This is a genomic window from uncultured Chloroflexus sp. (genome assembly GCF_937951745.1).
Taxonomy (GTDB): Bacteria; Chloroflexota; Chloroflexia; order Chloroflexales; family Chloroflexaceae; genus Chloroflexus.
Genome location: NZ_CALFBQ010000086.1, coordinates 1 through 26,267 on the forward strand (window position 1 = coordinate 1; position 26,267 = coordinate 26,267).

Consider the following 26,267-nt stretch of genomic DNA (forward strand, 5'->3'; position numbering starts at 1 on the left):
CACCCCCAGCCCCTCCCCCACGAGGGGGGAGGGGAGCATTCCCCCCTCTCCCCCCGTGGGAGAGGGGGGCAAGGGGGGAGAGGGGGCCACCCCCGCGTGGGAGAGGGGGCAAGGGGGGAGAGAGGGCCACCCACCGCGCCCAGCGGATCGGTAGGGGCGGAAGGTCTTCCGCCCTCCATAGACCTATCCCCGCCAGCGAATCAACGGCGGCGGAATGAATTCCGCCCTACGATACGGTCACTCACCGACACCACCGGTCAATCGCAGCGTGCCAGTCGGCTTCAGCGGTGGCCCAATCTGGCCAGCCACCCAACTGCGGCCAATCGCGTAGGCGGTAGGTCTGGATACGCCACGCATTGCTGAAGGCAGCAGCAGCGTTGGGCCGTTCGGTGAGAAGGAAGTGCATTAGGGCCCACGCTGCTGGATAGTCGAACGTGCCATAGTGATCGTACCCTTCGCGGCGCGCGACGAGGTCGGACAGCGATGGTTTGAGCGGTAATGCGCAGATGGTGGCGAGGTGGCGATGGTGTGGTTGTAACGGCGCTTCAGGGTGGTACTGTGCGGTAAGCACTTCGGCAAACCCCTCATCAAACCAGCCTTTCGGTTCGGTGTGGTAGCCGGGGCTGTGCCACTGACCGGGAAAAAGGTAGGCCGCTGTGACGGCGTGGGCTGTTTCGTGGCGGAGCGTCTCGGCGAGTGTGTTGGCAGTTTGACCTTCATCGCGCCGGTAGCTGTAGAGGGTGGCGTGCTGGGCATCGTAGATGCCATCAACATCGACGGTAAATGGGGTAAAGGCGCGCATATAGTCGCGGTACGATGCTTGTGAGGGGAAGATAAGTACACGGAGCGGTAGCTGCTCTTCGCCGGGGATGGGCGTGTCGCCGATTGGCCCGAAGAGGCGGCGGGATTGATGGTACGCATTCGCCACCACCGCCACTAACTCGTAAGCATCGGGCGCATCAGCCGGGCCGGTGCGGAGAATGACCGTCGGTGTGGCCACTTCAATGGGTAAGGCGAGTTGTTCGTAAGTTTGACGGAGGGCATTGAGGCGCGGGGCAGTGGCTCGCTCGCCGGCCAAGCGGTCGGTAGCGCGCGCCAATGCGGCCCGCGCTGTCAGTGATGTCGGTGTACTTTCAAGGAAGGTCAACAACGCCACACCTCGCGGATCGCCGCTATCCCTTGCTACCTGCAACGGCGGCTCAGCCGCATTGGCTGCGGCGACGATGCGCTGCCAATCGGATCGGGCAGCAAGTTGGTCGTCGCGCAAGAAGCTGATCGCTTCAGCGGCGGCAGTGCGCACACCGGGATCAGGGCTGTGCAGGGCGGCAACGATGAACTGTTGCGCAGCTTCACTAAGTGGCCCGTGCTCGGCGGCGATCAGCCGCGCGCGGGCACGGGCTGCGCGGTAGCGCAAGGCCGGGGCATAGCCAGTGGTGAGTGCCACCTGCTCTAGTGCTGGCGCGGCTGCCCAACTGGGGTATAAGAGGCTGTCGAGCAGCCAGACCGCATCTTGGAGCAGAAAGTTGTCGTGGTCGCGTTCGAGCAGGGTGATTGCCACGACCTGCATCGCCGTGCGTTGCTGTGCTATGAGTTCAGCCGCTCGTGTCGCCCGCCCACTTTCGGCCAACCGCCCCAGAATACGTACCGCATTGCGCCGCGTGCGGGCGTCGAACGTTCCATCGATCGCAAGGTGTAACAAAATCGTAACGTGCTCTGGTTCGATCCGCGGCCGCAGCGTGGCAGCAATTTGCTCGGTGCAGTCGTAGCCAGCCTGTGGCAGCACTGCGAGCATTGTCGTCGCATCGGGATACGTCGGCTGCGGGCAGGCTGGCGTCCGGATCGGCGGCGGGTTGGCCGGCGCTATCGCCACCGGTAGCCGCGATCCGGTTAGGAGCATGAGCATCAAAGCGATGAGCAGGATAACACGGAGACGCATACGCACGCGCCTACATTCCAAATACCTCTGGGTACCGCCGGATGACCTGCTCGATATCATCATCGTACCGAATCACAATCACTCGGTAGCCAGATCGGATCAGCGCGTTGCGTAGGTCGTGGTCACGCACAGCTTGGGCCGGCTCATCATGGACGGTGCCATCACAAAAGATACAGACGTTCGGCTCGTAGAAAAAGTCGGGCACGCACGATGGCTGGTGGATTCGTCGCTGCGAATCGTCAGGTAAGCGGTAGCCACCCTTATCCAACGCCGTTAGAAAGCGACGCTCAAGCTCAGAACGTGCGTCAGTGAGGGATTGCAGCCACGCCAGATGTTCGCTCCGGGTGCGTCGGTGCACCCGCAGTTCGACTCGGCTGTGGGCGAGTTGGAGCAGGATCGTGCGAATATGGTGCCGATTCACCAAGAGAGCCTCATGCTGATTCTCAAAGCTCAGCAGACACTCGTAGCACGCGGCATAGCACGTAGGCGCACCATCGTTTCCTGCCTCGTCGAAATGGCAGATCGTCAACGCCGACCGAGCGATCTGGGCAAAGGAGTCGATGTCCTCAATGAGCCGACGCAACACGCCAGCGCCACCCTCTGATACCTCATACAGCAACATGGCTTGGTGCTCGCCTGTCCCAATCGATTCGGCAACCAGCTCCCCCTCCTCTAACTGGAATGTCTCCTCAATCCCGCGTTTGAGCGCGGCGCGCAAGCTCGGTTGCACCTGTTCAGACCGTAGTTCGGGCGCGTCCATCCGAATCAGCAGCACATTCTGGGTTGCCTGCACTCCGAGTCGTACCCGTTCTCGCCGTGGCTGATGACGTGACTGACGACGGTCATGATCGTCTTCCGAGGTATACACCTCGCCACTATCCATATCAACCAAGAAGCCGTTTGGCTGCGCACTCTGCCAGCCGTGGTTCACCCGCAGCACCGTTGCGGCGGGCACATAGGTGAGATGCAGCAAAGGCTGACCGTCCACCACCACATCTGCCTCATCGCCACGGATGCCGTCGGGAACTTGGAAGAACGTCTCAAGGGTGTACCCGCGCCGACGACGCTCTTCCTCATCGGCGGTAATACGAGCACGCCGACGCACCCGCACATTTGGCATATCGAGGATGGGCGCGAGGAGACTATTCGTTCCATCAAAGCAGGTATCACAGTTTGGGCAGCGATCGAGATCGGGCGTGGTAAACGCACCACAGGACCGACACAAGCGTTGGGAGCTGATGCGCTCATCGAGGCCGCCTGGCGGTGCAATAAAGGCCACCGATTCCCACTGTCCACCCTCGTGGTACAAGAAGTTTTGGGGCGCAAACTCACGAATGGCGAGGAAGCGCGGGCGAGCAATAAAGTCACCATCTTGACCGCGCGGAACCCATGCGCGCACCGGTAATGCCGGAAAGTTGTACCCCGGCAGAAAGCCCTCACTGGCCAGATAGCGGTAGGGGTAGAAGTCGCCTTCTTCGCGGGCGACAGCCACCTGGAGCAACAGATTCAATTGACGGCGCGCTTCGCTTTGTTTGCGCTGCGCGCGGTCTTGTTCCTCGCGCGTGCGGGCAGCGTCTTCTTCTTGTCGCGCAACGATACGTTGTCGTTTAGCAGCACGATACAACTCGCGCCAGCGATGAAAGGCGCGGTCGAATGCCTTTGGCGTCGCCTTGATAACCTGCTCAATCCATTGATCCGTGAACCACGAACACCCCTCGAACAGTTGCTTGTCGGCGGCGAGCAGTCTCCGTACACGCGCTTGGAGTTCGGCCTGCTTGTCATCACTCAGGTGAATCTGGTGGGCCACATGCTCCCTGAGGGGTAGGTCATCCTTGTCGATGTCAATCACCTGTTCGATCGATTGCCCTAACGGGAGACCGATATGCGCCAGCCAGAGTGCATGGATATGGGCGGTCAGGAGCGCCTCGTTGGTGAGGTCTAGACGCGGCGGACGCACGCTACCGGCGACCATATCGGCTTGCCGCCGGAAGAAGTATTGGTCGTGGTTGTGATATGCGCCACAGTAGGTGAAAATCATCCCAGGCTGCCCTTGCCGACCGGCACGACCGCTGCGTTGGGCGTAGTTGGCCGGTGTCGGTGGGACATTGCGTAAATGCACCAGCTCAAGATCGGCGATGTCTACCCCGAGTTCCATGGTTGGCGAGCAGACCAGATACGGTAACCGCCGACCAAGGTCGTGTTCCTTGGTGCGATCCGTTTCTTCCCAGCGGAACCGGCGCTCGCGCCGCTCCCGCTCGCCGGGATTCACGACTTGCGCGGTATGTTCCCGCGCTTCCAATGCAACGAGATCGGTTGGTGACTGGCGATAAAACCGTTGGAAGAACGCATTGACCGGGCGTTGCACCGGGGTGTTCCCGTTGCTCGCAGTGCGACGGCGATAGAGCGGGTCGGGTGGCGGCGCTGTGCCGTCACCGAGCTGCCAGATTAAGCAGGACGGGTCGAGTTGGTACGTATCGCCAATTGGAGACCTACCTTGCGTCAGAAACCCTTGGCGAACCAAGACCTCAACGAGCGCGCGAATCGTCGGTTCATACGCCTCTTTGGAAAGACCGAGGCGCGCCTGCAAGAAGCGCCCGATGAGGCTGCGTGGTCCGAGACTGAGGGTGTTGTCGTTGACGCGACCTTTTCCGGGCTGGATCACAAACCGAGTTGCTGGTCGCAATTCATCGTAGTCCGGATCAAGACCCCAAAACTCATTCAAGTCGACTTGGCAGCGACGCCGGAGCTGTTGTTGGGTGTCTTCGGTCAAGACGCTGGCGCTGATGGCGAGTTTGCGTCGAAAGTAATCGAAGATGGCACGTACAATCGTTCGCCGCTCTGCGTCATCGACCGGAAGAATGGCGGTGAGGTCGGGATGGTGAACAAGTTCGTCCAAGCCGCGATAGGAAATGGTGAGCAATCCAACCTGTTCGAGGTTGGGAGGGACAAGCCGCCAGCTCCGCCGCAAATCTTCATACAGGCGGTACTCGGTCAGGTCGGTGAACACCTCCCACACCGCTTTCGCCTTCGGCGAAGATGGATCAAGTCGATTTTCCTTGGCGATGTCGGCAATCGTCAACCCTGACGCCTGCACCACCGCCTGAGCGACCGTATCAAACGTCAAGGTAGAATGTTGCTGCAGGGCGGCGCAGAGCGCGGTCCGCAACAACGCCGCATGCACAAAGTCGTTAAAGTGACCGGCCTGAAACGACGCATCTTGGCGATTGTCGGTGAAGGTGAGCAGCTTATCGCGCGCCGCCCGGGTACGCCCGGCGTGACGCAACAGTGAGGTGGCCAGAATGGTGGTAGTGCTCGATCGTCCTTCGCTTGAAAGCGAGGCCAGTTTCGCAAACTCTCGCTCACGGCCGGTGTAGAACTCGCCGCAGGCAAGACACAGCGCAAACGGTACCGGCTGCCACCACATTTCCTGCGCATCCGCGCAGGGTGTAGGACGGTACGTCCCATCGGCACGCACCCATACCTTTGTGGGTACCCGATCGCGCCAGTTTGCCCGCAGCTTTCCTTTCGAGTCGTACCACTCTTCCGGGATGTGTTCGGCAGACCAGTCATCCTCGGTGGGTGCCAGCATGAGGTAGCCCACCGTCAGTCCGTCCTCATCCGGCACTTCTCTCGTGGTGAGCGGTACGAAGCGATCGTCGGTCCGCACGACGTAGTAGTAATCTTGACCGCACTGACGGCAAAACTTCAATGGAACCAGCAGCTTGCCGTCCTCTTGTTGAAGTTGGCCGTCGAGCGAGAAGGTGCGCCGATCAGCCGGTTCAAGCGTGGCGTAGAGTGTTTGCCCTTGACTAATGAACTGATGCAGCTTGAAACTCATCCCTTTGCCGTCGGTCAAGAGACGGCGCAGCAGGTGTGCGCAGTGGCGCGGATCGGCGTTCGTCTGCTCCGCGAGCTGCTGGGCGACTTCGGAGAGCGAACGAGGGGTACGTCGTCTCAAGCGACCATCAGGTTCGACCGCAACGCCGAGTTCGTATTCGATAAAGCGCGTGAGCGGGTGGCGACGGAATGCAGCGGGGTCGTGCGGGAGCGGCCGATCGATGACTGCCCGTAATTCGGAAGGGGACGGCGGGGGACCTTCGCTCAAAGGGGTAAGGGTTTCTTCAATCACATCGTCGACGGAAAACGAGTGACCAAAGAAGCGGGACGCAAAAGCAGCAACGGTCTGTCGTCGTTCGGCAGCGGTCGCATCGGGCCGTGCCACCATGGTAGCACTTGTGCCGATATGGATGAGTGCGGGCGTGTTGAAGCGCTCTTTCAGCCGACGCACCAGCATGGCAACATCGGCTCCCTGCCGACCGCGATAGGTGTGAAGTTCATCGAAGACCAAGAAGCGTAACCCGGCCGTATGGTCAAACAAGCGACGATCCTCGGCGCGGACGAGCATCAATTCGAGCATGACGTAGTTGGTGAGGATCACGTGTGGTGGGTGCTGCCGCATTGCTTGACGCTCGTCGTCACTCGTCTCACCGGTATACTTGACGAACCGCACCGGGAACTGCTGACCGGTACGCTGCTCGTACTGCGTTTGCACCTTTTGCAACCCTTGAAGCTGCGAGTTGACCAGTGCGTTCATGGGGTACACCACCAGCGCAACGAGATGGTCCTCGCGCTGCACGTGGCGAATGACGTGATCGATGATGGGCAGGAAATACGTTAGGCTCTTCCCAGAACCGGTACCGCTGGTGACGATGAAACTTTCGTTGGCATTCGCTTTGATGATCGCCTCTTCCTGATGCCGATAGAGGTGGAAGGGTGTGCCGGTATTGGTTCGAAAGATGCGAGCGGTTTCGCGAGCGATGATGCCACGGGTGGCAAGATCATCGACGGTTGCACCCAATGCATAGCTGGGGCTTAGTTGAATGAGCGGTTCGGGCCAGAGACGTGATTCCGTCGTCAGATGGTGATCGACGAATTCGCGCGCGCGCTCATCGGCGATCTGGATGAAGGATTGCACAAAGTCACGGTAGTCGGTCAGCACGGACGCATGGAGATCGAAGATGGTATGGGTCATGGGTTGCCTCGATACAGGGTGTGCTCAATGAGAAGGGCTACCGCTGTTGCAAGCAGATGTTCAAGAACGTGTGGGTCTGAACATTTGTTGTTCAAGTGTACTGATTTCGTATTGAGTGCGCAAGTCCCTCGGCCCCTCACCCCTCGCTTCTCCCGCTTCTCCCGCTTCCCCCTCTCCCCCCTTGCCCCCCTCTCCCACAAGGGGAGAGGGGGGAAGGGTCTCCACTCCCACGAGGGGAGAGGGGGGAAATAGCGACCATGCATTCCGGCATAGGTAGTGAATAGGGCGAGTAAGTATGACGACCGACATAGACGAACAACTCGCATTGGCGATTGATCCGTGGTTGCAACATATGACGTGGCGGCGCGATTTTGCGGCGTGGCGTGAGCGCCGGTTGCGCCAAGAGCGGTATCAAGATGAGCGTTTGGCGCAAGCGCGCGTGGCGATTGGCGAGTTGCGCGGCGCGCGGGTGCTTGACCTTGGCGCAGGGATGGGCGGGTTTGCGGTGGCGGTGGCGCTGGCTGGTGCGCAGGTGACGGCGTGCGAGTACAACCCGGCGTATTGCCAGATCATTCGCTTGCGCGCAGCGCGTTACGACTTGCGTTTCCCGATTGTCAACGCTGCTGGCGAATCATTGCCGTTGCCGAGTGCCGCATTCGATTTGGTCGTCGCGTGGGATGTACTTGAACACGTGCAAGACCCGGTAGCGGTGTTGCGCGAGATCGCGCGCACGTTGCGGCCCGGTGGCCATGCGTTGATCACGGCAATCAACCGGCGGGCTTGGATCGATCCGCACTACCACATGCGCGGGATCAACTGGTTGCCGCGACCGGTGGCCGAGGCGCTAATCGAGCTGCGCGGACGCACGAAGCGCGGTGCAGCCTTCCGCGATATGCAGCGACTCAGCGAGATGCACTACTTTCACTACCACGAGCTGGTGCGGCTGTGCAAGCGGCTTGGCTTTGCCGTGACCGATCTGCGCGAGCAGGCGCTGCTGGCCGGACACTTGCCAAGCCGGAGGCCATGGCGGCGGGCGGTGCGGGCGCTCTTGCGACGGGCTGGGTTAGAACGAGTGGCCTACCACTGGCAACGGAGTTTTTACACCGGCATGTTTGAGCTTGACCTGCGTAAGGAGGGCGCATGACGGCGCGACGTCCTTCGCTGGCGACGCAGGTGTCGCGGGCGGTGTGGTGGAATACGCTCTTTGCGCCGTTGCGCTTGCTGGCGGAAGTGCTGGCGACGCTGGTGAAGCTCAATCAGCTTTCGCAGGCGGCATTCGGTTTGCTAGCGCTGGTGCGTGGGGCGAGCAATCTGTTTGGGACGGCGCTCGATCTTGGTATTGCCCGCGCCTTGCCCAAATACATTCCCGAAACCGAGCGAGCAGGCGGTACGCGAGCGGCGCGGCGGCTCTTTCTGTTGGTGGCAACGCTGCAATTAGCGATTTTGCTGGTGATTGCACTGGGCTTGGCGCTGAGCCATCGCCGGATTGAACGCTATTTGCAAGGCTTGCTCAGCGGCGAGGTCGCGGTCGAGGCAGTGGCGCGGGCTGAACTAAGCCAGTTCGTGGCCGAGTTTCACTGGCTCATCATCGCTGCGATTGTGATCTTGTTGGGGCTAGGCGCATTGTACGATTTGCTGATGGCGGTGTTGAGCAGCTTCTTCCGCCAAAAAGCATGGAATAGCATTGCGCTGGCTGCCGGCCTATTGCCGCAGGTATTGGTGGTCATCGCGATTTTAGCCTTGCCCGACCGGTGGGACATTCTTGGTGTATTGGTGGCGATGGTGTTGGCACCGGCGATTGCGGTGGCGCTGGCCGGTTGGCAGGTGTGGCGCTTGCAAGCAGGGTTAGAGATGGAGCCGGGGCCGGGATTACTGGCCGATCTGCGTGACGGGTTGCGTGATCTGCGGCAGGCGTTGCCCCCCGGCTTTGTACGCTATGCGGCTGTCTCGTATCTTATGACGGCGACCGATTTTATTGCCAGTTTTGAGTTTATCAATTTCTTTAACAGTGATATTCGCGATGTGTCGCTATTGGCCGCCGGTGCGTTACTAGTTCGGATGGCGCTCAGTTACCTCTACACCCCTATGGTTGGCGTGCAGGTGCCGTTGTTTGCGCGGGTGCGGCAGGGTGAAGGCGGTACTACTAATGGCGCTTACCAATCGTTGGTGCGTTTGCAGCTATTGCTGATGGTGCCCGGCGGGGTAGGATTGGTGTTGTTGGCCGGGCCGGGATTATTGGTGATCAGCCCGCAGTACCTCGACGCAGCGCCGATTGTGTGGGTGCTGACGCCGTGTTTGTTTAGCGAGAGTATGCTCACCACGGCCCACAATGCGTTGATGGTTCACGAGCGGCTCGGCACGGTGATCGCGGCCCGGCTAATGGCATTGCTCACCGTAGTGGCGCTGGCACTCTGGTTGCCAGCCCAATTCGGCTTGATCGGCATGGCATTGACGTTTGGTTTAGCGCGGGTGGCAGCCGGCTTGTGGGCAACACTGGCCGGGATAGGGCTGCTCGGTTTGCGCTGGCCGTGGCGTTTTACCCTGCGGGTGAGCGCAGCGACAGCGGTGATGGGGTTGGCGGTGGCCGGCATGCGTGGCCTCATTGGTGTGCCTGCCGGCGAGATCGATCTGGTTGCGCGCCTTGGGCTAGCCCTGCAATTACTCGCGTTGGCTGCGGTTGGCGCGGTGATTTTCTTGCTGGCGCTGCGCTTGCTCGGCGGGCTCGACCCGGCTGACCGGGCGCAGGTGCTGAAGTTGCGGTTGCCGTTCCAGTGGGTGATACAACGGTTGATTTGAGGGTTAGCCAGCTCAACTTAGAAGCGCGAAGGTGGGTGCAGACGTTACTCATGACAACGATAACCCAACAGTTGAAGCGTCGTTTCCCTACTCTCAATAAGCTGGTGCTGTGGCAGGTACTAGCAGCGTATGTCACGATTACCCTGTTTGTCATCGGACTCAACTGGCTGACTGCTAATGCTGGCCAGCCACTGACTATAGCGCCGGCAAGTGCGAGCCGTTGGTTGTTGGCCGGTTTGAATCAAGTTGAAACCGGTGAATGGGGCGATTTTCGCTGGACTGATGGCGATAGTCAGGTATGTGTTGAGGGGGTCGGGTATGCGCCGCGTAGTCTAGTGACGGTGTGGCTTGCTGGCGCATATGCACGTTCGCTTGGCACTAATGAGGTAACGTTGGTGGCTGGTCAAGCTGAGCCAGTAGCTGTGCCATTGACAACGGAGCTGCGCCGCTACACGATGATCACCGGAGCTGACCAGCAAGCAGGCGCGAACGTTTGTCTAACTATTCAGAGTAGTGCAGTACGTGATCCGAACAATCCACGCTGGCTAGGAGTGCCGTTTCATGGGCTAAGGGTGATGCCGTTGGCGGTTGCCGGAGGAGTCATCCCCGCGCCGGCAGGGTTGGCAACCGGACTGGCATTGGCAATTGGCTGGCTAGCGCTGCTGCATTTCAGCGGTTTGCCGCTGCTGTTAGCAACTGGGCTGGTGACGCTCGTCAGTGTTGTGATCTCGTACACCCTCATTGGGGGATTCGTGCCGTTTGGCGCCGGGACGTTGCGGTGGGCCTTACCAACTGTAGTTGGAGTTTGGATGGGCGTACTCGGCTTGGCCGGCGCGCGATGGCTTCACTTGCGGCGTCCATGGATGTACGACCTAGCCGGCATTCTTTTCTGGAGTGTGGCCCTGATCGGTACGTTTTGGTTATTACAACGCATCAGCGGTCACAGCGGCGTCTGGCCGCTCAAATCGCGGATTGATCCCTCGCCGACGTGGTGGGTGATAGTGCCGATTGGTCTGGCAATCCTCTGGTTCACCATCGGCTGGCGCTGGCTGGCGCGGCCATTGCAACCGGTTCCGGTTGTGGTCTATACCCTGCTCGGCGCGCTCGTGTTGCCGGTGGCGTTCGACATCGCCGTGCATGGGATTGATGCGCCGATTGCGCTGTTTCGCGATAGCCCTTACGAATACCTGCGCGACACGCCGTATGTGGCGGGTGATCCAATCGGGTTTATGGCCAACTTCGAGACCATCGCGCCGCAGTTGTCGGTGCATGGCAGCACCCACCCGCCGGGGGCAATCTTGTTTTTGTGGCTGATCGAGCAGGTCTTCGGGCCGGGGCCGGTTGCAACCAGTTGGATCACGATTGGGTTGACGGCGCTCATACCATTGGTCGCGGTATGGGTGGGCTGGCGGCTTGGCGGCAGCCAATTGGCGCTAGCTGCCGGGATGCTGGCAGTGGTGTTATCCGGTCAGATGATCTACGGCGTCACCTCACTCGATGGCGTATTCAGCCTTTTGATTGCCATCGGTGCGGCAAGCTTCTTCTTCGCGCTTGAGCCGCCGCAACGACCGGCGCTAGCGATCATATCTGGTCTCAGTATTGCCGCCGCGCTCTTTATGACCTACGCCGCCACCCAGCTTTTCTTTTTTGGTGTCGCGGTGGCGGCATTGGCGCTGGCCCGACACGGCGCGCAGGCTGGCTGGCGCACAACCTTGCTGGTAATTGTGCGGCAAGGCGCGATCGCTGCCGGAGTGATTGTCGTCATCTATCTGCTCATCTTTCTCACTACCGGATTTAACGTCATCAGCGCCTCGCGCCTCGCCACCCAGATCAACGGCGAGATGATGGAGCGGTTTCGCGAATACGGCCCACCGCCAACCCCCTTCCTACCGCCGAGTTACGACTACTACTTGCGTTTTGCCGCTGCCAATCTGGTTTCGTACCTCGTGTTTGTGACGCCGTGGGTATTGACGGCGCTCAGCGCACTCTACCTGCGGGCGGGCCGCGAACGGTGGCAGCCGGCATGGGCAGCGTTGCTCGGCGCGCTGGGTGCGTTCGTTCTCGGTATGTGGCTCAGTGGTCTTTTCAACCGCGAAGTCGAACAGATCTGGATGTTTACCTATCCATTGGTCGCGGTGTTGGCGGCGTATCATAGCCTTGGTGGCGAGACAGTGCGGCAGGGTCGGCGACTAGTCCTCTATTTTGGGCTAACGTTAGCATTCTTTGTGGTGATGAAACTAACGCTCTACACCATCTGGTAAACGATGCGGATTGCACTTTACAATCTGACCACGACCACCAAAATTGGCGGTGTCGAAAGTTTTGTCTGGGATCTGGCCCGCGAGCTGGTGAAGCGTGGGCATGAGGTGGATATTCTCGGCGGGGTTGGTCACCGGCGCGAGATTACCGGCGCGCGGGTGTATACCTTTCCCTTTATCTCGCGCCAGTTTTGGCAGGCACTGCCGCCGTTGCGGCGGGCATACGCCGAGGCCAAGCTACTCGAACGGCTGACGATGGCGGTAGCGGCGTTACCAACATTGGTGCGCGGCAAATACCAGATTATTCACCTGCAAAAACCTTATGATCTGCTACCGGCACTCGTGGCTCGCCGGCTGAGCGGCGCTAAGGTCATCCTCGGCTGCCATGGTGAAGACTTTTATCGCGGTGATCGCTGGCTGGCCCAATATGTCGATGCCGCTGTGTCGTGCTCGCGTTTTAATGCGCAGACCATCGCCGGGCGCTACGGCTTCACACCGGTAGTCGTCTTTAACGGGATCGATACCGACTTGTTTCACCCGCAACCGCCCGACCCCACCCTGCGCGCGCGGCTGGGGGTAGCGGCGACTGCGCCGTTGCTACTGTTCGTAGGCCGGCTCCAACCGTGGAAAGGGGTCGAGACGGCGATCCGGGCATTGCCGCAGATTCCGCAGGCAGTGTTGCTGATCGCCGGCGATGGTGAAGATCGGTCACGCCTCGCAGCCATTGCCGATGAACTTGACGTAAGTAAGCGAGTCCGTTTTCTTGGGAGTTTGCCACGTCAGCATCTACCGATACTTTATTCGTCGGTTGATCTGCTGGTCGCTACTAGCCATGCCAGCGAAACCTTCGGGATTGGGCCGGTTGAAGCGCAGGCGTGCGGGTTACCGGTGGTGGCCACCCGCTTTGGCGGCTTCGCTGAGGTCGTGGCAGATGGGCAAACTGGTCTACTGGTGCCGCCGCGTGATCCGGCAGCGCTGGCGGCAGCGGTCAACAAGTTGCTCGCCGATCCGGCCCGGCGGGCGGCGCTGGCGGCAGCGGCCCCAGCATGGGCGGCGCAGTTTGCGTGGCCGGCGGTAGTTGATCGGATTGAAGCGGTGTATCGGGCGGTAGGGGTGTAGGGGTACAGCACGCTGTGCCTGTACAAGGATTATGCGGGTATTGATTGTTGGTCTTGGCGGTGTGAGCCGTGCGTTTCGTAATTGGCCGGAACGAACGCTGGGGCAGGCGCTGGTGGCTGCCGGTCACGAAGTGACGGCATTGACCTATTGGCAACCCGATCAGCCGCACCTTGGCCTAACAGAACGGGCCGAGGAGATTGACGGCATCGTTGTGCGGCGAGTAAAACCGCAGCTTTGGCCGGGGCGCGAGACAATTGCAGCGTTAGAGAGCTTGCCGCTGCCTGATATTGCCCACGTGATCCATCCGCGTAACGTGTTGGCGTTGCAAGCGGTGCGCTGGCTGCGGCGGCGCGGCGTGCCAGTGGTATGGACGTGGCTTGGCCCTTATCACGACCGCTGGCTAGTGGCCGACCGCGAGCGGCCATACGAATCAACCATTCACCCAGAATGGCTCATTTACACCCTTCCGCAACTGATCACACGCGGTCTGCGCGACGGGCGGTGGCGCGATCACTGGCGCAACTACGCGATTCATCGCCCGTTGCGCGATGTAGCGGCGTTTATCCCCTGTTCGCAACACGAAGCGCAGGTTCTCCGTGAACTCGGCTTCACCCAACCGATGAGCGTAGTACCACTCTGGCTCGATATGACATTTATGGATGGGCCAGCACCATCACTTGAGGCAACGTTTTCGCAGCCGATCATTCCCTACATTGGTCAGCTTACGCCGCGCAAAGGCTACGACGTGCTGGTAGCGGCGATGCCGGCGATTATTGCCCGTCATCCGCAGGCGAGCTTCGTGTTTGTTACCCACAATCCGGCTCAGCGGGCAGAATTGCAACGATTAGCTAGCGAGCTGGGTGTAGCCGCTAACCTCCATTTTCTCGGTACCCTCAGCGAAGAGCAAAAACTAGCCCTCTTGCGGGCGAGTGCCGTTTTGCCTTTTCCCTCGCGTTACGAGGGGTTTGGGTTGCCGGTGTTGGAAGGGATGGCGGCAGGGGTGCCGGTGGTTAGTACCAATATTCCAGTGCTTAACGAACTGATCCGTGATGGTGAAGACGGCTTGCTCATCCCGTACAACGATGCTAAGGCGTTGGCTGAGGCGATCCTGCGCGTGCTTGACGATCAAGCGTTGCGGGAACGGCTCATCGCTGGCGGGCGGCGCGCGCTGCGTGAACGGTTTGCGCCAGAGCGGTTAGTTATGCAGGTAATCGAGGTGTATCGGTCGGTATTGTAGGGGCGCAGCACACTTTACTGAGAGGGGCATAGGGGCACAGCGTGTGGTGTCGTGGGGGTATAGGGGCACAGCGTGTGGTGTCGTGGGGGGCATAGGGGCACAGCGTGCGGTGTCGTGGGGGGCATAGGGGCACAGCGTGCAGTGTCGTGGGGGCATAAGGGCACAGCGAGTGGTGTCGTGGGGGGCATAGGGGCACAGCGAGTGGTGTCGTAGGGGCATAGGGGCACAGCACGCTGTGCCCCTACGGTTTGTCTTGTAATGGTTTTGTTGCGCAAACGATGTATGTTCACACACAATGGTGTTTTCCAAAACTCTTGTTCATCATTGCCTAATGTTTTGGAGGTTTCGCTATGCGCCAGCAGCGCCATCTCTCGCTCCCTACGTCTGGTGCCTCGGTTGCGCTTATTTCCCTCTTTCTGTTGTTAATTGCGGTGCGCTTACATCCGGTGGCGAATCCTGATCCGATTCGCGCTGCTTGGCAGCGCGTGCTGAGCGCCGGGAGCTACCGGTTTGACGCTACGGCGACGATTGTTGCCGACCCGCTTGCTTCGCCGGTGCATGCTGGTCAGCCGCCTGACCGGCACGAAATCTACCTGCAAGGTAAGGCCGATCTGCCGGCTGAGACGACCGAGCTGCGATTATGGACGCAGGGCGGGAATGTGCAGACCGGTGAGGGCAGTGTGACGCTGCGCATTGTCGCCGGGCAGACGTGGGTGCGCCAAGGCGAGGGGGCATGGGAGGAGTATAGCGGTCTTGGCGATCTGTTTGCACCCGGCGGTGATGTGTTGGGATATCTGAACGCGGTGCGCGATGTGCAGCCGCTAGGTGAGGAGCAGGTAGCTGGGCGTGTGGTGATGCGCTATGCCTTTCAGATTGATGCGATGGCGCTCGAGCGCTATCTGCGTGAACGGCAGCAGGAAGCGCTGCGGCAAGCGAATCGCTTGCCACCGGGAATAGAGCTGCGTCCGGCGGATGAGTATAGCCGTTTGCGCGGCTCTGGTGAGCTGTGGCTCGCTGCTGACGGTTTGCCGGCGCGGCAAGTGTTGCATTTAGTCTTGCCAGCCAGTGGCGATCAACCGGCCAGCCGCGCGCAGTTGACCATGGATTTTGCCGATTTCGGCCCGCTGCCGCTGAAGATGCCGTTATTCTGGCAGCAGTGGCTAGGGGTGTTGCGCGGGGCAAGCGATGCGGCTTTGCCGGTGATTGGCGCTTTATTGGCTGGTTTAGGCGCCGTGATCGTGTTGATCCGCTGGCGCGGTTCGCGCCGGCTGGCCGGCGGTTTGGCGGTGGCGCTGATTGCGGCGCTAGTGGGTGGCCCGTTACTCACGGCGCAGCGTGTGCATGCAACGCAGGCCGAGGGGGCTGCACAGACGGTTCAGCGCCGTCGAGCGCAAGATGAGTTAGCATCTGCACGGTCAAGTGAAGCACAACTGCCGCCCGATGTAGCGGCGGCGCGTTTGTTGGCCGATGTGTGGTTGAGTGAGGCGCGCGGCTATGCAACGGTCGATAGCGATGGCGATGGTCTGAGTGATGCGCAAGAGATGTTGCTCGGAACCAACCCGCAAGCGGCTGCCGATGGCCCTGCTCGTCTGACGGCGCTTACCGTGCAGGCTGCGACGGCGGTAACGAGCACGCCGGCGGCGCTGGTTGATGATGGTCGTGATACTGATGGTGATGGCTTGACCGACTTCCAAGAGCAGTTTCTTGGCACTAGCCCGTTTGATGCCGATACCGACGGTGATGGATTAAGCGACTTTGCCGAAGCGGTGGGGTTCTCGTATGGCAGTCGCGATTGGCGGCTCGATCCGCTGGCACAGGATACTAATCGCGATGGCGTGCTCGATAGTCTTGAAGTGGGCCGGAGCGGCAATTTGTTGGTAGCGCGCGATAACGATGGCGATGGCATACCCGATGCGTTTGACTACGATGACGATAACGATGGCGTACCCGACCGACTCGATCTTTCGCCGTTGACACACTCAGGCGATCGCGGTGCGTTTCGCGGTGATCGTGCGCTGTGGCTCAAATTCGATAACCTGAGCGTCGATCGGCTGGTAGCGGTAGATTTTCAGGTGCGCCCACAAAATGTACGTCAACTATGGTATGCGCAAAGCCGTTTCGATTGGCCAAACGATAGCGCCGGGCAGGTACAGGATCGCAACAATACTACTGATGACATCCAACTGCTGCCGTTGCTCGAAATTTCGATTCCGGCCAATTCATTCGCTACATTGCCGCCGTATACCGACAACGGCAATGGCAACCTCTCGTCACCGTTATTGAGCGCCCAAGGCATTACCTTGCGTCAGTCTGATGCCAGTACCATCGTCGCTTACGTACCGCTCAGTCTGGTCACCGATAATCAGACCGGCGAGCGGGTGGCGTTTTCGGGCCGGATGCTCTATCGAGGCGCAGCGGCGTGGGGCAATGCTCACCGCGTGCGGTTAGTGTGGGCCGTGCAGATGAAAAATGACGTTGATGGCTTTGACCAACCCGGTCTGATTCATGTCTATGACACTGAATCGTGGCTGCTAACCGGTATGCAGGTGCGTGAAGAGCACGGCGTGGTGGGTGCGTTGGTCGTAGCCGATCCTCAAGCGCAAGGTGATGCGGTTGCGCGCGATGATGCACTCTTGGCCCTGATCAACGGGTTAAACCAGAGTTTTATGCGTGCGCGGGCTGATCTCTCCCCAGCGACGCTGGCCAATCGTTTCCATCGCCTGAGCAATGGCAGCGTACCGGCCCAAGAACGTTGGAACTTGCCGAATATCTTCCTCGCCAGCGCATATACGCGCAGCGATACGCTCAGTATGGCACGTGACGCGGCCACGCTCAACCGCAATTTGTTGGCGCAGATACCGGCTTATACCCAGCCGTTGATTCTCCATCTGCGCAGTGAGACCTTCCGCGCTCTCAACTTTGACAGCTTGGGCAGCAATGCCACGTGGTCAGATACCGTCTTGACCATGAATCTGGCGACCAGCGGCCAGAATGCGGTGTTGGTGCAGACGGCCAATTATCTGAGCATGACCGGCTATGAGTTTTCCGGCGGTGATTGGCGCACCTTATCGCCAGAGCAGACGGTGCAACGCTTCATCGAACGGCATCGCGACCAAGCCAGCACCGACGAAGAGACGCGCGAAGGCCAGCTTGTGTTGTTGCGCAATTATCTTGCCGTGCTGATCCAAGGCGTGATGGCGTTGGTGGCCAATGGCGAGCAGCGTCTAATGATTGACGTTGCCAGTCCCGATACGTCGTTGGCTCAGAGCAACACCGCGTTGGCAGCGCAAGGGACAGGTGCGCTTAAGTATGCAATTGCAGCTCTAGGACCAGCGCAGGGGACAGACACCAACACGGTGTTGAAAATGATCGGCGGTGTTGTAAAGTCACTAGCAATTAGCTCAGTTCGCGGTGCAGCGACGGCGTATGCAGTTTCGAGCAAGTTCATGACCAGTTTCAAGGCGAAAGCGAAAGACGCGCTCCATGGCGCAATCGTAGCTGCACTGGTGACTGGTTTAATCTTGGCGGCAACGGCTCAGCTCGGGCAGATTTCGCCCGAACTCAATCGCTGGCTATTGACCGGTGGGATGGAGCTAATTTCACACGTTACGTCATCGATTGCCACAATTGTAAAAAACGGCATTGATCTTATCCTGATCGCCAAATTCGGCTTGCAGAAGATTACGGCGGCTTCGGCGGCGCTCACGATCTTTGTGGGCGGGGTGCTGGTCGTGGCGACAATTGGCTTAGCGATCTACGAAGCGGTCTCGAACCAGTTGTCGGGTGTAGCGTTGGCCCAACTGATCATTGCGACGGTCTTGCAGGTTGCGTGGATCGTGTTCTTGACCGCGCTGACCTTCATTCCTAAAGTCGGCTTTATCATTGTGGCCGTCATTACCATTCTCGACGCGGTGCTGTCGGTGATTCTCTCGCTGATTTTAGGCCGCGCGACATCATTCTCATCGTGGCTGTTCCAACAGATCGCGCGCTTTATCGTTGACGAGTCGCGCTATTTGACCGTGCGCCCAACAGTAGGTGACACGAGTTTGGGACTGGTTCATCCGGCGGCAGGTATGACGGCGTGGAACCCGCTTCGCTTTAGCGCGACCATTTACCCGAATCTAGCGTGGAATCCAAACCGGATTGGCAATCGTTGGTTTGGCAACCCGTGGAATGACTGGCAAGCTCGTCAGCGCGTCTCCGGCGCGGCTGCGTTGGCTACCTACGAGCAGAATCTCGATGTTTGGCCCAGTTGGCCACCGATCCAAGACTCATATCCGCGTTTTGTTGATTTCTCCTTCCCGGCGGGGATCAACCGTTCGACGGCGCTATGGATGAATACGGCCTTTAATTTGCCCTACAAGCGGTGTATCTTCCTCTGGTGCGGGGCGTATGATGGTGTGCAACGCTATAATACGCGCTTGGCCGAGAGCGTGGTGTTCGATGTCTTTCCGTCGACGCTGGATGAGTTTGTACGGATGGATTGGGGTGGGAGTGTGTCGTTCCCACCATTGCCCGACGCCGACTTTGATGGTCTTCGCCGCGAAGTCGATCCCAACGAGAGCACGTGGGATGCCGATGGCGATGGCTTGAGCGACGCCTTTGAGCTACAACGCGCTAACGAAGGGATGCGCTTCAATCCGCGGCTGGCCGATACCGATGGCGATGGCTTGAGCGATCTGGTTGAGGCGCGCTGGGGCACTGACCCGACCCGCGTAGACACCGATGGCGATGGCCTCAGCGATGCGCAAGAGGTGAACGGCCAGTTGGTGACGGTAAGCGGGCGGCTTTTGCTGATCCGTACCAGCCCGCTGGCGGCTGATTCGCGCGGCGATGGCGCATCTGATGCCGTCTGGCTCAATCAAAGCGGTTCGGTAGCGGCGCGTTCGCGTCTCGGCGCGTGGCCGCTTGCCACGACCTTTGCTGACGCATTTGGCGGGATGGGGTTTAACTGCCCGGCAGGGGCTTGTCCCGCCACCGGGGTGACGATGGCCGGACGCACCGGCACAAGCTTCGACGGCAATCAGTTTTTGGTCATCAGCGATGAGCGGTTCCGCATGGCGGATGAGATGACCTTTGCGGTGTGGATCTATCCTACCGCCAACGCTAACGGCATATTGATCAACCGCGAAGGCGAGTATGAAGTTGCGCGCTTCCCCGATGGCACCATTCAGTGGGCCTTTGCCAACGCCAATCCCGGTTGGACGTGGATCAACACCGGGGCGGTGGCGCCGCTCAATCAGTGGACGCATGTAACAGTGACCTACAATCGGGGTGTCGTAACGACCTATCTCAACGGTACGGCGGTGCATACCTACAACGGTGCTGGTGCGATCGGCGATGTTGATTGGTCGCAGAATGAATTGCGACTCGGTGATCGCCAGCATATCCCGCAACGGTTTGTGGGTGTGCTCGCTCATGCTCGGCTGTTCACCCGCGCGCTACCGGCGGCTGAAGTGAGCATGCAACCGGGCTTAGCGACGTTGGCAGCAATAGAGCTGGCTAGTACCCCTTCTACACTTACAGCACCACAAGCGCCGATTGGCGTGTTCCATGTGGTGAATGATGACAACCTCGTCGTGCGGCCCGGCCAATCGCTGGTCTATACGGTCACGTTACGCTACTTGCCGCCCGATGGTCGTCCGCTGCGGGGGACAGTATGGCTGAATACGCCGCTGACTAGTTTCCCGGCGCAGTCGTTCGAGTTGCTGCCGGGGCAAGAACAGAGCTTTGTCACCAATCTCACGATCCCGGCTGGTACGCCAGAAGGGCCATTCGTGCTCGACGCGATCACGCAGTACAGTTTGGGCGGGAATCCCACCGCGCGCTGGGTGCAACCGGCCTTTGTTGAACGGGCCGGAGCCGATGCAAGCGCGGTAGCAGTGGCGGCCGCTCCCGGCGCCGCAGCACCATACGCGCTAGTGACGGCGAGCGGTGGCCAAGTCCAGCTCTTCGCTACTCAGCCGAACACCCTACCGACGCCGGTCAATGTTGGCACCGGGACGCAGCCGACCGTAGCTTGTCTGAGCAGTGCATGCCTTGTGGTGTGGCAAAGCGGCGGCACCATTCGCGCGGCTCGTGTTGCCGGCAGTACCATTTCGACGCCGGTCGATCTTGGTAACGGGACTGCGCCGGCAGTGGCGAGCAACGGGAGTGATGTTGTTGTGGCATGGATTGACAATGGCGTCGTGCGTGCGCAGCGCGTTGCTGCGAATGGCACTGTCGTCGGTTCGCTGCTGGCGCTTGATAGCAATGCGCAGACTGGCAGCGCGGTGGCAGTCGTCGCCGCCGGCGCGAACTATCTGATTGCCTACGAACGCGGTTCGGCATCGCAACGCGATATTTGGCTGGTGCGGATCGACGATGGCGGTGCGTCTGCTCCCGTCCAAGTCACTGCCACATCCGGCGATGAGACTGCGCCAGCGCTGGCCTACAGCGCGGCCTTCGGGCGGGCTTTGCTAGTCTACCTGCGCAACGGTTCAGTGATGGGCCGCCTGCTAACTGGGACGGCGGTGCTCGACGAGGCGCCATTGCTCTCGGATGGCGATGCTGCGCTAACCAGTCCAACTGTAGCTGCCGCTGCCGATCACTTTGTGGTTGCCGCTGGCGCGCGCATCGCCGGTCGTGCTCATCTGATCTATCAGGCCGTTGATAAGCAGAACCGGTTATTGGGCAGCCCGCAACGCTTTGCGTGGCTAGTTGACGCTCCTGCAGGCGTGAGCGCGGCGCTAGCGTGCGCCGCTAGCCAGCCGTGCGTCGTCGCGCCGGCAGGGTTGAGCGGCGGCGGCGCGCAGATCGGGTCGGTGCAGGCCGAGTTGGTTGGCGAGGAGTCTGGTTTGCTTGATAGCGGTACGCTGCCCACACCATTACGCTTGGTGGTTGACAACACACCGCCGGTGGCAAGCATCCTTTCGCTGGTTGATGGCGGCTACGTGCCGGCAGCCAACGTGAATAGCGGTCTGGTGGTGAGCGGGGTGATTACCGATGCGAATCCTATCGAACTGGTTGAAATCAGCTTGGATAACGGCGCGTGGCAGGCAGTGCCGCCGGGAGCGACGTGGGCCGCGACGATTGATGTTGGCGGCTTGGCAGAAGGGGCGCATACCCTGCGTGTGCGCGCCCGTGACGCCGCCGGCAACCAAAGTGCGCCAAGCGCGCCGGTTACGTTCTTGGTTGATCGTACCCCGCCAGCGCTGGCAATAGCTCCCGATGTGCCATCGGCTATCGTCCGTCCTATGCTTGATGCTCGCGGCGGCTGGGTCTTCCCCTTCACCGGCACCCTGAACGATGCAGCTAGCGGCAGTTCGCAACTCACGCTTGAGTTGCTGCCGGCCAGCGCCGATGCGGTGACGAGCCTTGCTCAAGAGGTGACGGCGACCGGGGGAACGTGGCAGCACAACTACCGCCTCACCACCGGCGGTGGGCTTGATGGGCGGGTAACGCCGCCGACCGGCGTGTATACCGTTACGTTGCGCGCTGCCGATCTGGCCGGCAATGTACGTATCGTCGAGCGGCCTACTTTGCTGAGGCTTGACGCGACGCCACCGGCCATTACATTGGCAACCGATCCCGGCGAGCGCATCACTGCTGCGCTCACGCTGACCGGCATCGTGACCGACACCGGCACGGTGGCAAGCGGGGTGCAGACGCTGGAAGCGGTGTGGATACCGCTTGAGCAGGCCGATGCGCTAACCGGCGCGGCGGTGCGGCTGCCGTTTGATGAACCGGCAGGGAGCGAAGCGTTTGCCAACGCGGTGGATGCGGCGCTGATCGCGACCTGTAGCGGTGTGAATTGCCCGCAGGTCATTGCGAGTGGCCGGGTGGGGCAAGGGATCAATCTCAGCGGCGCGCAAACCCTCACCATTGCTGACCGGTTCGGTGATCGCGCGAGCTTCAGTGTCGCGGCGTGGCTCAACGGTTCTGGCAGGGTGTTTGAGCGCGGCCAAGCCGGCCAAGCCGGGCACGTCGAACTCACCACCACCAGCGCCCAACTACGCGGTAACAGCGGCGCGTGCTCGCTCGCGTTTACGCTGGCCGGCACGGGTTGGCGGCACCTCGCCTTGGCTTATGACGGCGCGACATTAGCCGTCTACGGCGATGGCGCGGCGGTAGCCAGCACTCCCTGCGCCGCCGGCACGCTACCCGCCGCCGAAGCGCGGCTAGGCGGGTTCGCTGGCCAGCTCGATGAGGTCTATCTGTACGGCTACGCGCTCGCTGCCGACGAAGTTGCGCATCTGCGCGCCGCGGCGGATCTTGCGTGGCAGAGCGTCACCCTCGCCGCACCCGGCGCTGCCGCGAGTACGTGGAGTCTGCCCGTCCCGAATACCCTCGACGGGATGTATGCGCTGGCGCTGCGTGCCGCCGACGCGCTCGGTAATCGCACCGTCGATCCGGCAGGCGAGATCGTCTGGCGGGGCATGGTTGACCTGCGCGCACCGCAGGTGACAGTGACGGTAGTCCAGCAGGGCAGCGGTGCGTTGGCACGCACCACCATCACTTGCCAAGCCCGTGACATCAACCTTGCCAGCGCGACGTTAGCCTGCCCGCCGCCCAGCGGCACGATCCTCGAACAGACCGACACTCTCGTCTATTACCAGCCCCCGGCGTGGCGCCGGCTCAGCAATGAATTGCGGCTGCTTCACGGGCGCGATGTGACCTATGTTGTCGCGGGGCATAGCACCTACACCGCCACTGCAACCGCCCAAGATACACTAGGCCGCTCTGGCAGCGGCACACCGCAGCCGATCACGCCACCCGCGCCGGCGGTTGATCTGCTCGTCACCTCGCCAACCGGCAATGTCCTCACAACGTTTGCCCCGATCACGGTGGCCGGCAATGCGCGGGCTGATGCCGGCTTGGGTCGGGTGCGGGTGTTGGTGGATGGCGGCTTGATCTTCGAGCAAGTGTGGTCTGGCGATCTAACCGGCTCCTTCTCGACCGCGTGGACACCGCCGGCAGAGGGTCGCTACGCGCTGGACGTACAAGTCACCGATCAGAGCAACCGTCTCGCTACCCGCCAGATCACGCTCTTGGTCGATACGGCAGCACCTACCGCGATCAGCTTTGCCACGTCAGTCTTGACCACGGCTACGACGTTGAGTGATACACTGGCCCTACCCCTTCAGGTGACCGATACCGGCGTAATCACGAGTGTGCAAGCCTCGTTCGATGGTGTGGCGTGGATCGATGCTGCTCCTGATCCGGCCGTCAGCGGGCGCTGGTGGGCGCCGCTCAACCAACCGGCCAACGATCTCGATCATTGGTCATTCACGATGGATCTGCGGGCGACAGATGCTGCCGGGCGGACGATTACCGCAGTGGCGCAACCGATGGTCGTGGATGTGCGCCCGCCAGCGGCGCAGACGGCGACATTGCGCGTGATCGGTGGCACAACCTTAAATGAGGGTGACACCGTGCGCACTGTTGGCGGTTTACGGATGGAGTGGGCTGCCGGAAGTGACAATGCTGGTCCGGTCACCTTCCTTGCCGGTTGGAGCACCAATCGCGAGCCGAATCTGGCTAGCCTGACCGCGTATGGTGCTGGTCCCAGCAGCCATGATCTGCCTACGCCGCCCGAAGGCAGCGTCCTCTACGCGCATCTGGTGCAGCGAGATGCCAATGGCAACCAACGCATTCAAACCTTTGGGCCAATCATCTACGATACACCGCTCACCCCTGATGCCGTGTCGCAAACCGGCTTCACAATGCCGGAGCGAGCGATTGTCACCGGCTGGCTCGATGGAGCGTGCGCATTGGTCGGTCAAAACAGCGCCTTGGCCCGCCGCGCCAGCGAACTAGCCGCAACCCGCGACGTGCAACGGCTCTATGCGAGCTGGGATGATCGCGCGTTGCGGGTGGCATGGCGCGGCGCCATCTGGGGCGCCAGCGAGGATTTGTACCTCTACCTCGATACCGCTACCGGCGGCGCACCGGCGGTCTATACGCAAGGGATGCCAGCCGGCCAGCCCGATCTGCGTTTCCCCGGCACCTTTGCCCCCGATTACCTGCTGCGGGTCGATGACGCACAGACTATCAGCCTGCTGCGTTGGAACGGCGCTGCATGGATGGCGGTGAGCGGGGCATGGCAGGCGTGGGTTGACGCTGCCCAACCCGATCTGTTCGAGGCCTACCTGCCGTTTGCGGTGCTCGGCATCGCTAGTCCAGCCACAACGCCGGTTAGCATCGTGGCCTACGCTACCGAAGAAGACAGCCTGCGCACGTGGGCGGTGATGCCGGCCAATAACCCGCTCACCAGCCCGCACGTGCTCAACAGCCGTAGCAGCGAAACTATCAGCAACCAAGTCAAGCTAACGAACGTCATCACGTGGGATAATCTCGGCCCCGGTGTATGCCCCAGTGCAGGTCAGCTCATCGCCGACGTGCGCTTCCGCATCACCGCGACACCGGTAGGCGCAATCTATTCGATTTTCACCGACGAACTCATTGATGACCAAGGGCTGCTGCTCGATACCAATACCCATGTTGCGAGTAAGAACCTGATGGAGATCGACAACTATCACCCGCCGTTATTTGAAGGGCAGATCATCACTTACACGATCCACTACGAAAATGTGGGCGAAGCGCCAGCAACCAATGTGCAGGCGTGGATTGTCAATTGGGGATCGCTGCGATTACCGGGCGGCACGCTGGTGAGCGGGCCGGATGGCTCCTACTATGAACAGTTCATCAACTTGGGAACCATCGCCCCCAGCACCAGCGGCACAGCCACCTTCACCGGCGTGGTCGATCGTCAAATCGCGCGCGACGCCGGTGAAGACGAAGACTGGGCCACCGTGGACATCTCCTTCCACGATGACACCACCGGCTTTGATGGTGCGCTCGACTGGTTCTTCGTTGACCATCCGGTCGATATCGAGCCACCAACATACGTGGCTATCAGCAATCCATCTTCCTACGTCAAACCCGGTCTCGTAACGGTGATTGGTGAAGCGGGGGACGAATCGGATGTGCCGCAGATCGATGTCGAGGTAAAGGTCGGAACGGCTGCGCCCACGATCACTACCTGCACCGACCCCACTCCTGATGATGGCGAGTGGCAATGCGCGGTCAACATCGGCAATCCAGCCGGCGGCACAGCAGTGACGATACGCGTGCGCGCTACCGATGCCGGCGGCCAGACCAGCGATTGGAGCGATCCGGTTGATCTGATCGTGGATACGAATGCGCCGCGCCTGATCTTGAGCGATGCGAGCGTTGCGCGCTTGGGTATAGGATCGGTTGGCGTGGGCACGGTGCAGCTCGATGGCCGGGTGCAAGATGACCGACAGGCGTGGGCAGTGGAAATCTGTGTCAACCAACAGGATGGGCGTGGTTTCCAATGCGACGAGGTATGGGTTGACGAGAACGACAACTGGAGTTACGCCCTACCCATTCGCGCGGGAGTGATGCAGGCGGCGCAGCAAGTGCGGCTGACACCGATCGACCTCGCCGGCAATCGCGGCCCGGCTCGCCAATTCGACTACGTGATCGACACGGTTGCGCCCACCGTCATTGGCGGGTTGCTGCCGCCCGCCTCCCCGCTGTCGGTAGGGAAGGTCTTGATCGGCGGGACGTATGCTGACGCGGTAGGGGTCACGGCCATCACTGTGCGGATAGAGCGGCCTGATGGATTGGTTGAAAACGGGGCCGCCGATTTGCAAGGCGACCAGTGGCGCTATATCGCGTCGCTAAGTGTGCCCGGCCCGCACCGCATCTACATCACGGCCCGCGACGCCGCCGGCAATACGCGCACGATTGGGCCATTGCCGCTCAACGGGCCGAATCGGGTCTTTATACCGGTGATCTTCCGGTAGGGTTTAGCAGAGAGCCGGCTTCCTCAGGGAGCGATAGCGACGGCCTGCCGGGCCTTCCCCCACGAGGGGAGAGGGG

The 26,267-nt window shown here is 60.8% G+C and carries 8 protein-coding genes; 6 read left to right on the top strand and 2 right to left on the bottom strand.

Annotated elements, in window-relative coordinates:
• Positions 1-241 precede the first annotated feature (241 nt).
• On the bottom strand, positions 242-1,936 hold the full coding sequence (locus Q1A59_RS17520; protein ID WP_299645305.1) for a collagenase: 1,695 nt from the start codon (positions 1,934-1,936) through the stop codon (positions 242-244).
• Positions 1,937-1,946: 10 nt separating this feature from the next.
• A complete protein-coding gene (locus tag Q1A59_RS17525; protein WP_299645306.1) occupies positions 1,947-6,968 on the bottom strand; it encodes a DEAD/DEAH box helicase in 5,022 nt (1,673 codons plus the stop codon).
• A 295-nt stretch (positions 6,969-7,263) separates the two neighbouring features.
• Between Q1A59_RS17525 and Q1A59_RS17530 the strand changes: the two genes are divergently transcribed.
• The 6 genes from Q1A59_RS17530 to Q1A59_RS17555 all read left to right on the top strand — a co-directional run bounded on the left by Q1A59_RS17530 (position 7,264) and on the right by Q1A59_RS17555 (position 26,191).
• Positions 7,264-8,112 carry a bifunctional 2-polyprenyl-6-hydroxyphenol methylase/3-demethylubiquinol 3-O-methyltransferase UbiG gene (locus Q1A59_RS17530; RefSeq protein ID WP_299645307.1) on the top strand — a complete coding sequence of 283 codons (849 nt, stop codon included), beginning with the start codon at positions 7,264-7,266 and terminating at the stop codon, positions 8,110-8,112.
• Positions 8,109-9,764 (top strand): hypothetical protein, encoded by a 1,656-nt coding sequence (locus Q1A59_RS17535; protein ID WP_298406506.1) that lies wholly within the window; start codon positions 8,109-8,111, stop codon positions 9,762-9,764. The genes Q1A59_RS17530 and Q1A59_RS17535 overlap by 4 nt, the downstream gene beginning before the upstream one ends.
• Before the next feature lie 50 nt (positions 9,765-9,814).
• A complete protein-coding gene (locus tag Q1A59_RS17540; protein WP_299645308.1) occupies positions 9,815-12,025 on the top strand; it encodes a hypothetical protein in 2,211 nt (736 codons plus the stop codon).
• A 3-nt stretch (positions 12,026-12,028) separates the two neighbouring features.
• A complete protein-coding gene (locus Q1A59_RS17545) occupies positions 12,029-13,141 on the top strand; it encodes a glycosyltransferase family 4 protein (protein WP_298406502.1) in 1,113 nt (370 codons plus the stop codon).
• A 31-nt stretch (positions 13,142-13,172) separates the two neighbouring features.
• Complete coding sequence (locus tag Q1A59_RS17550) at positions 13,173-14,378, top strand: glycosyltransferase family 4 protein (protein ID WP_298490688.1); 1,206 nt, start codon at positions 13,173-13,175, stop codon at positions 14,376-14,378.
• Positions 14,379-14,728: 350 nt separating this feature from the next.
• Complete coding sequence (locus Q1A59_RS17555; protein WP_299645309.1) at positions 14,729-26,191, top strand: LamG-like jellyroll fold domain-containing protein; 11,463 nt, start codon at positions 14,729-14,731, stop codon at positions 26,189-26,191.
• Positions 26,192-26,267: the final 76 nt, after the last annotated feature.

Coding starts and splice junctions, on each gene's coding strand:
- Q1A59_RS17520 (WP_299645305.1), bottom strand. CDS start 1,936: ATGCGTCTCCGTGTTATCCTGCTCATCGCTTTGATGCTCATGCTCCTA.
- Q1A59_RS17525 (WP_299645306.1), bottom strand. CDS start 6,968: ATGACCCATACCATCTTCGATCTCCATGCGTCCGTGCTGACCGACTAC.
- Q1A59_RS17530 (WP_299645307.1), top strand. CDS start 7,264: ATGACGACCGACATAGACGAACAACTCGCATTGGCGATTGATCCGTGG.
- Q1A59_RS17535 (WP_298406506.1), top strand. CDS start 8,109: ATGACGGCGCGACGTCCTTCGCTGGCGACGCAGGTGTCGCGGGCGGTG.
- Q1A59_RS17540 (WP_299645308.1), top strand. CDS start 9,815: ATGACAACGATAACCCAACAGTTGAAGCGTCGTTTCCCTACTCTCAAT.
- Q1A59_RS17545 (WP_298406502.1), top strand. CDS start 12,029: ATGCGGATTGCACTTTACAATCTGACCACGACCACCAAAATTGGCGGT.
- Q1A59_RS17550 (WP_298490688.1), top strand. CDS start 13,173: ATGCGGGTATTGATTGTTGGTCTTGGCGGTGTGAGCCGTGCGTTTCGT.
- Q1A59_RS17555 (WP_299645309.1), top strand. CDS start 14,729: ATGCGCCAGCAGCGCCATCTCTCGCTCCCTACGTCTGGTGCCTCGGTT.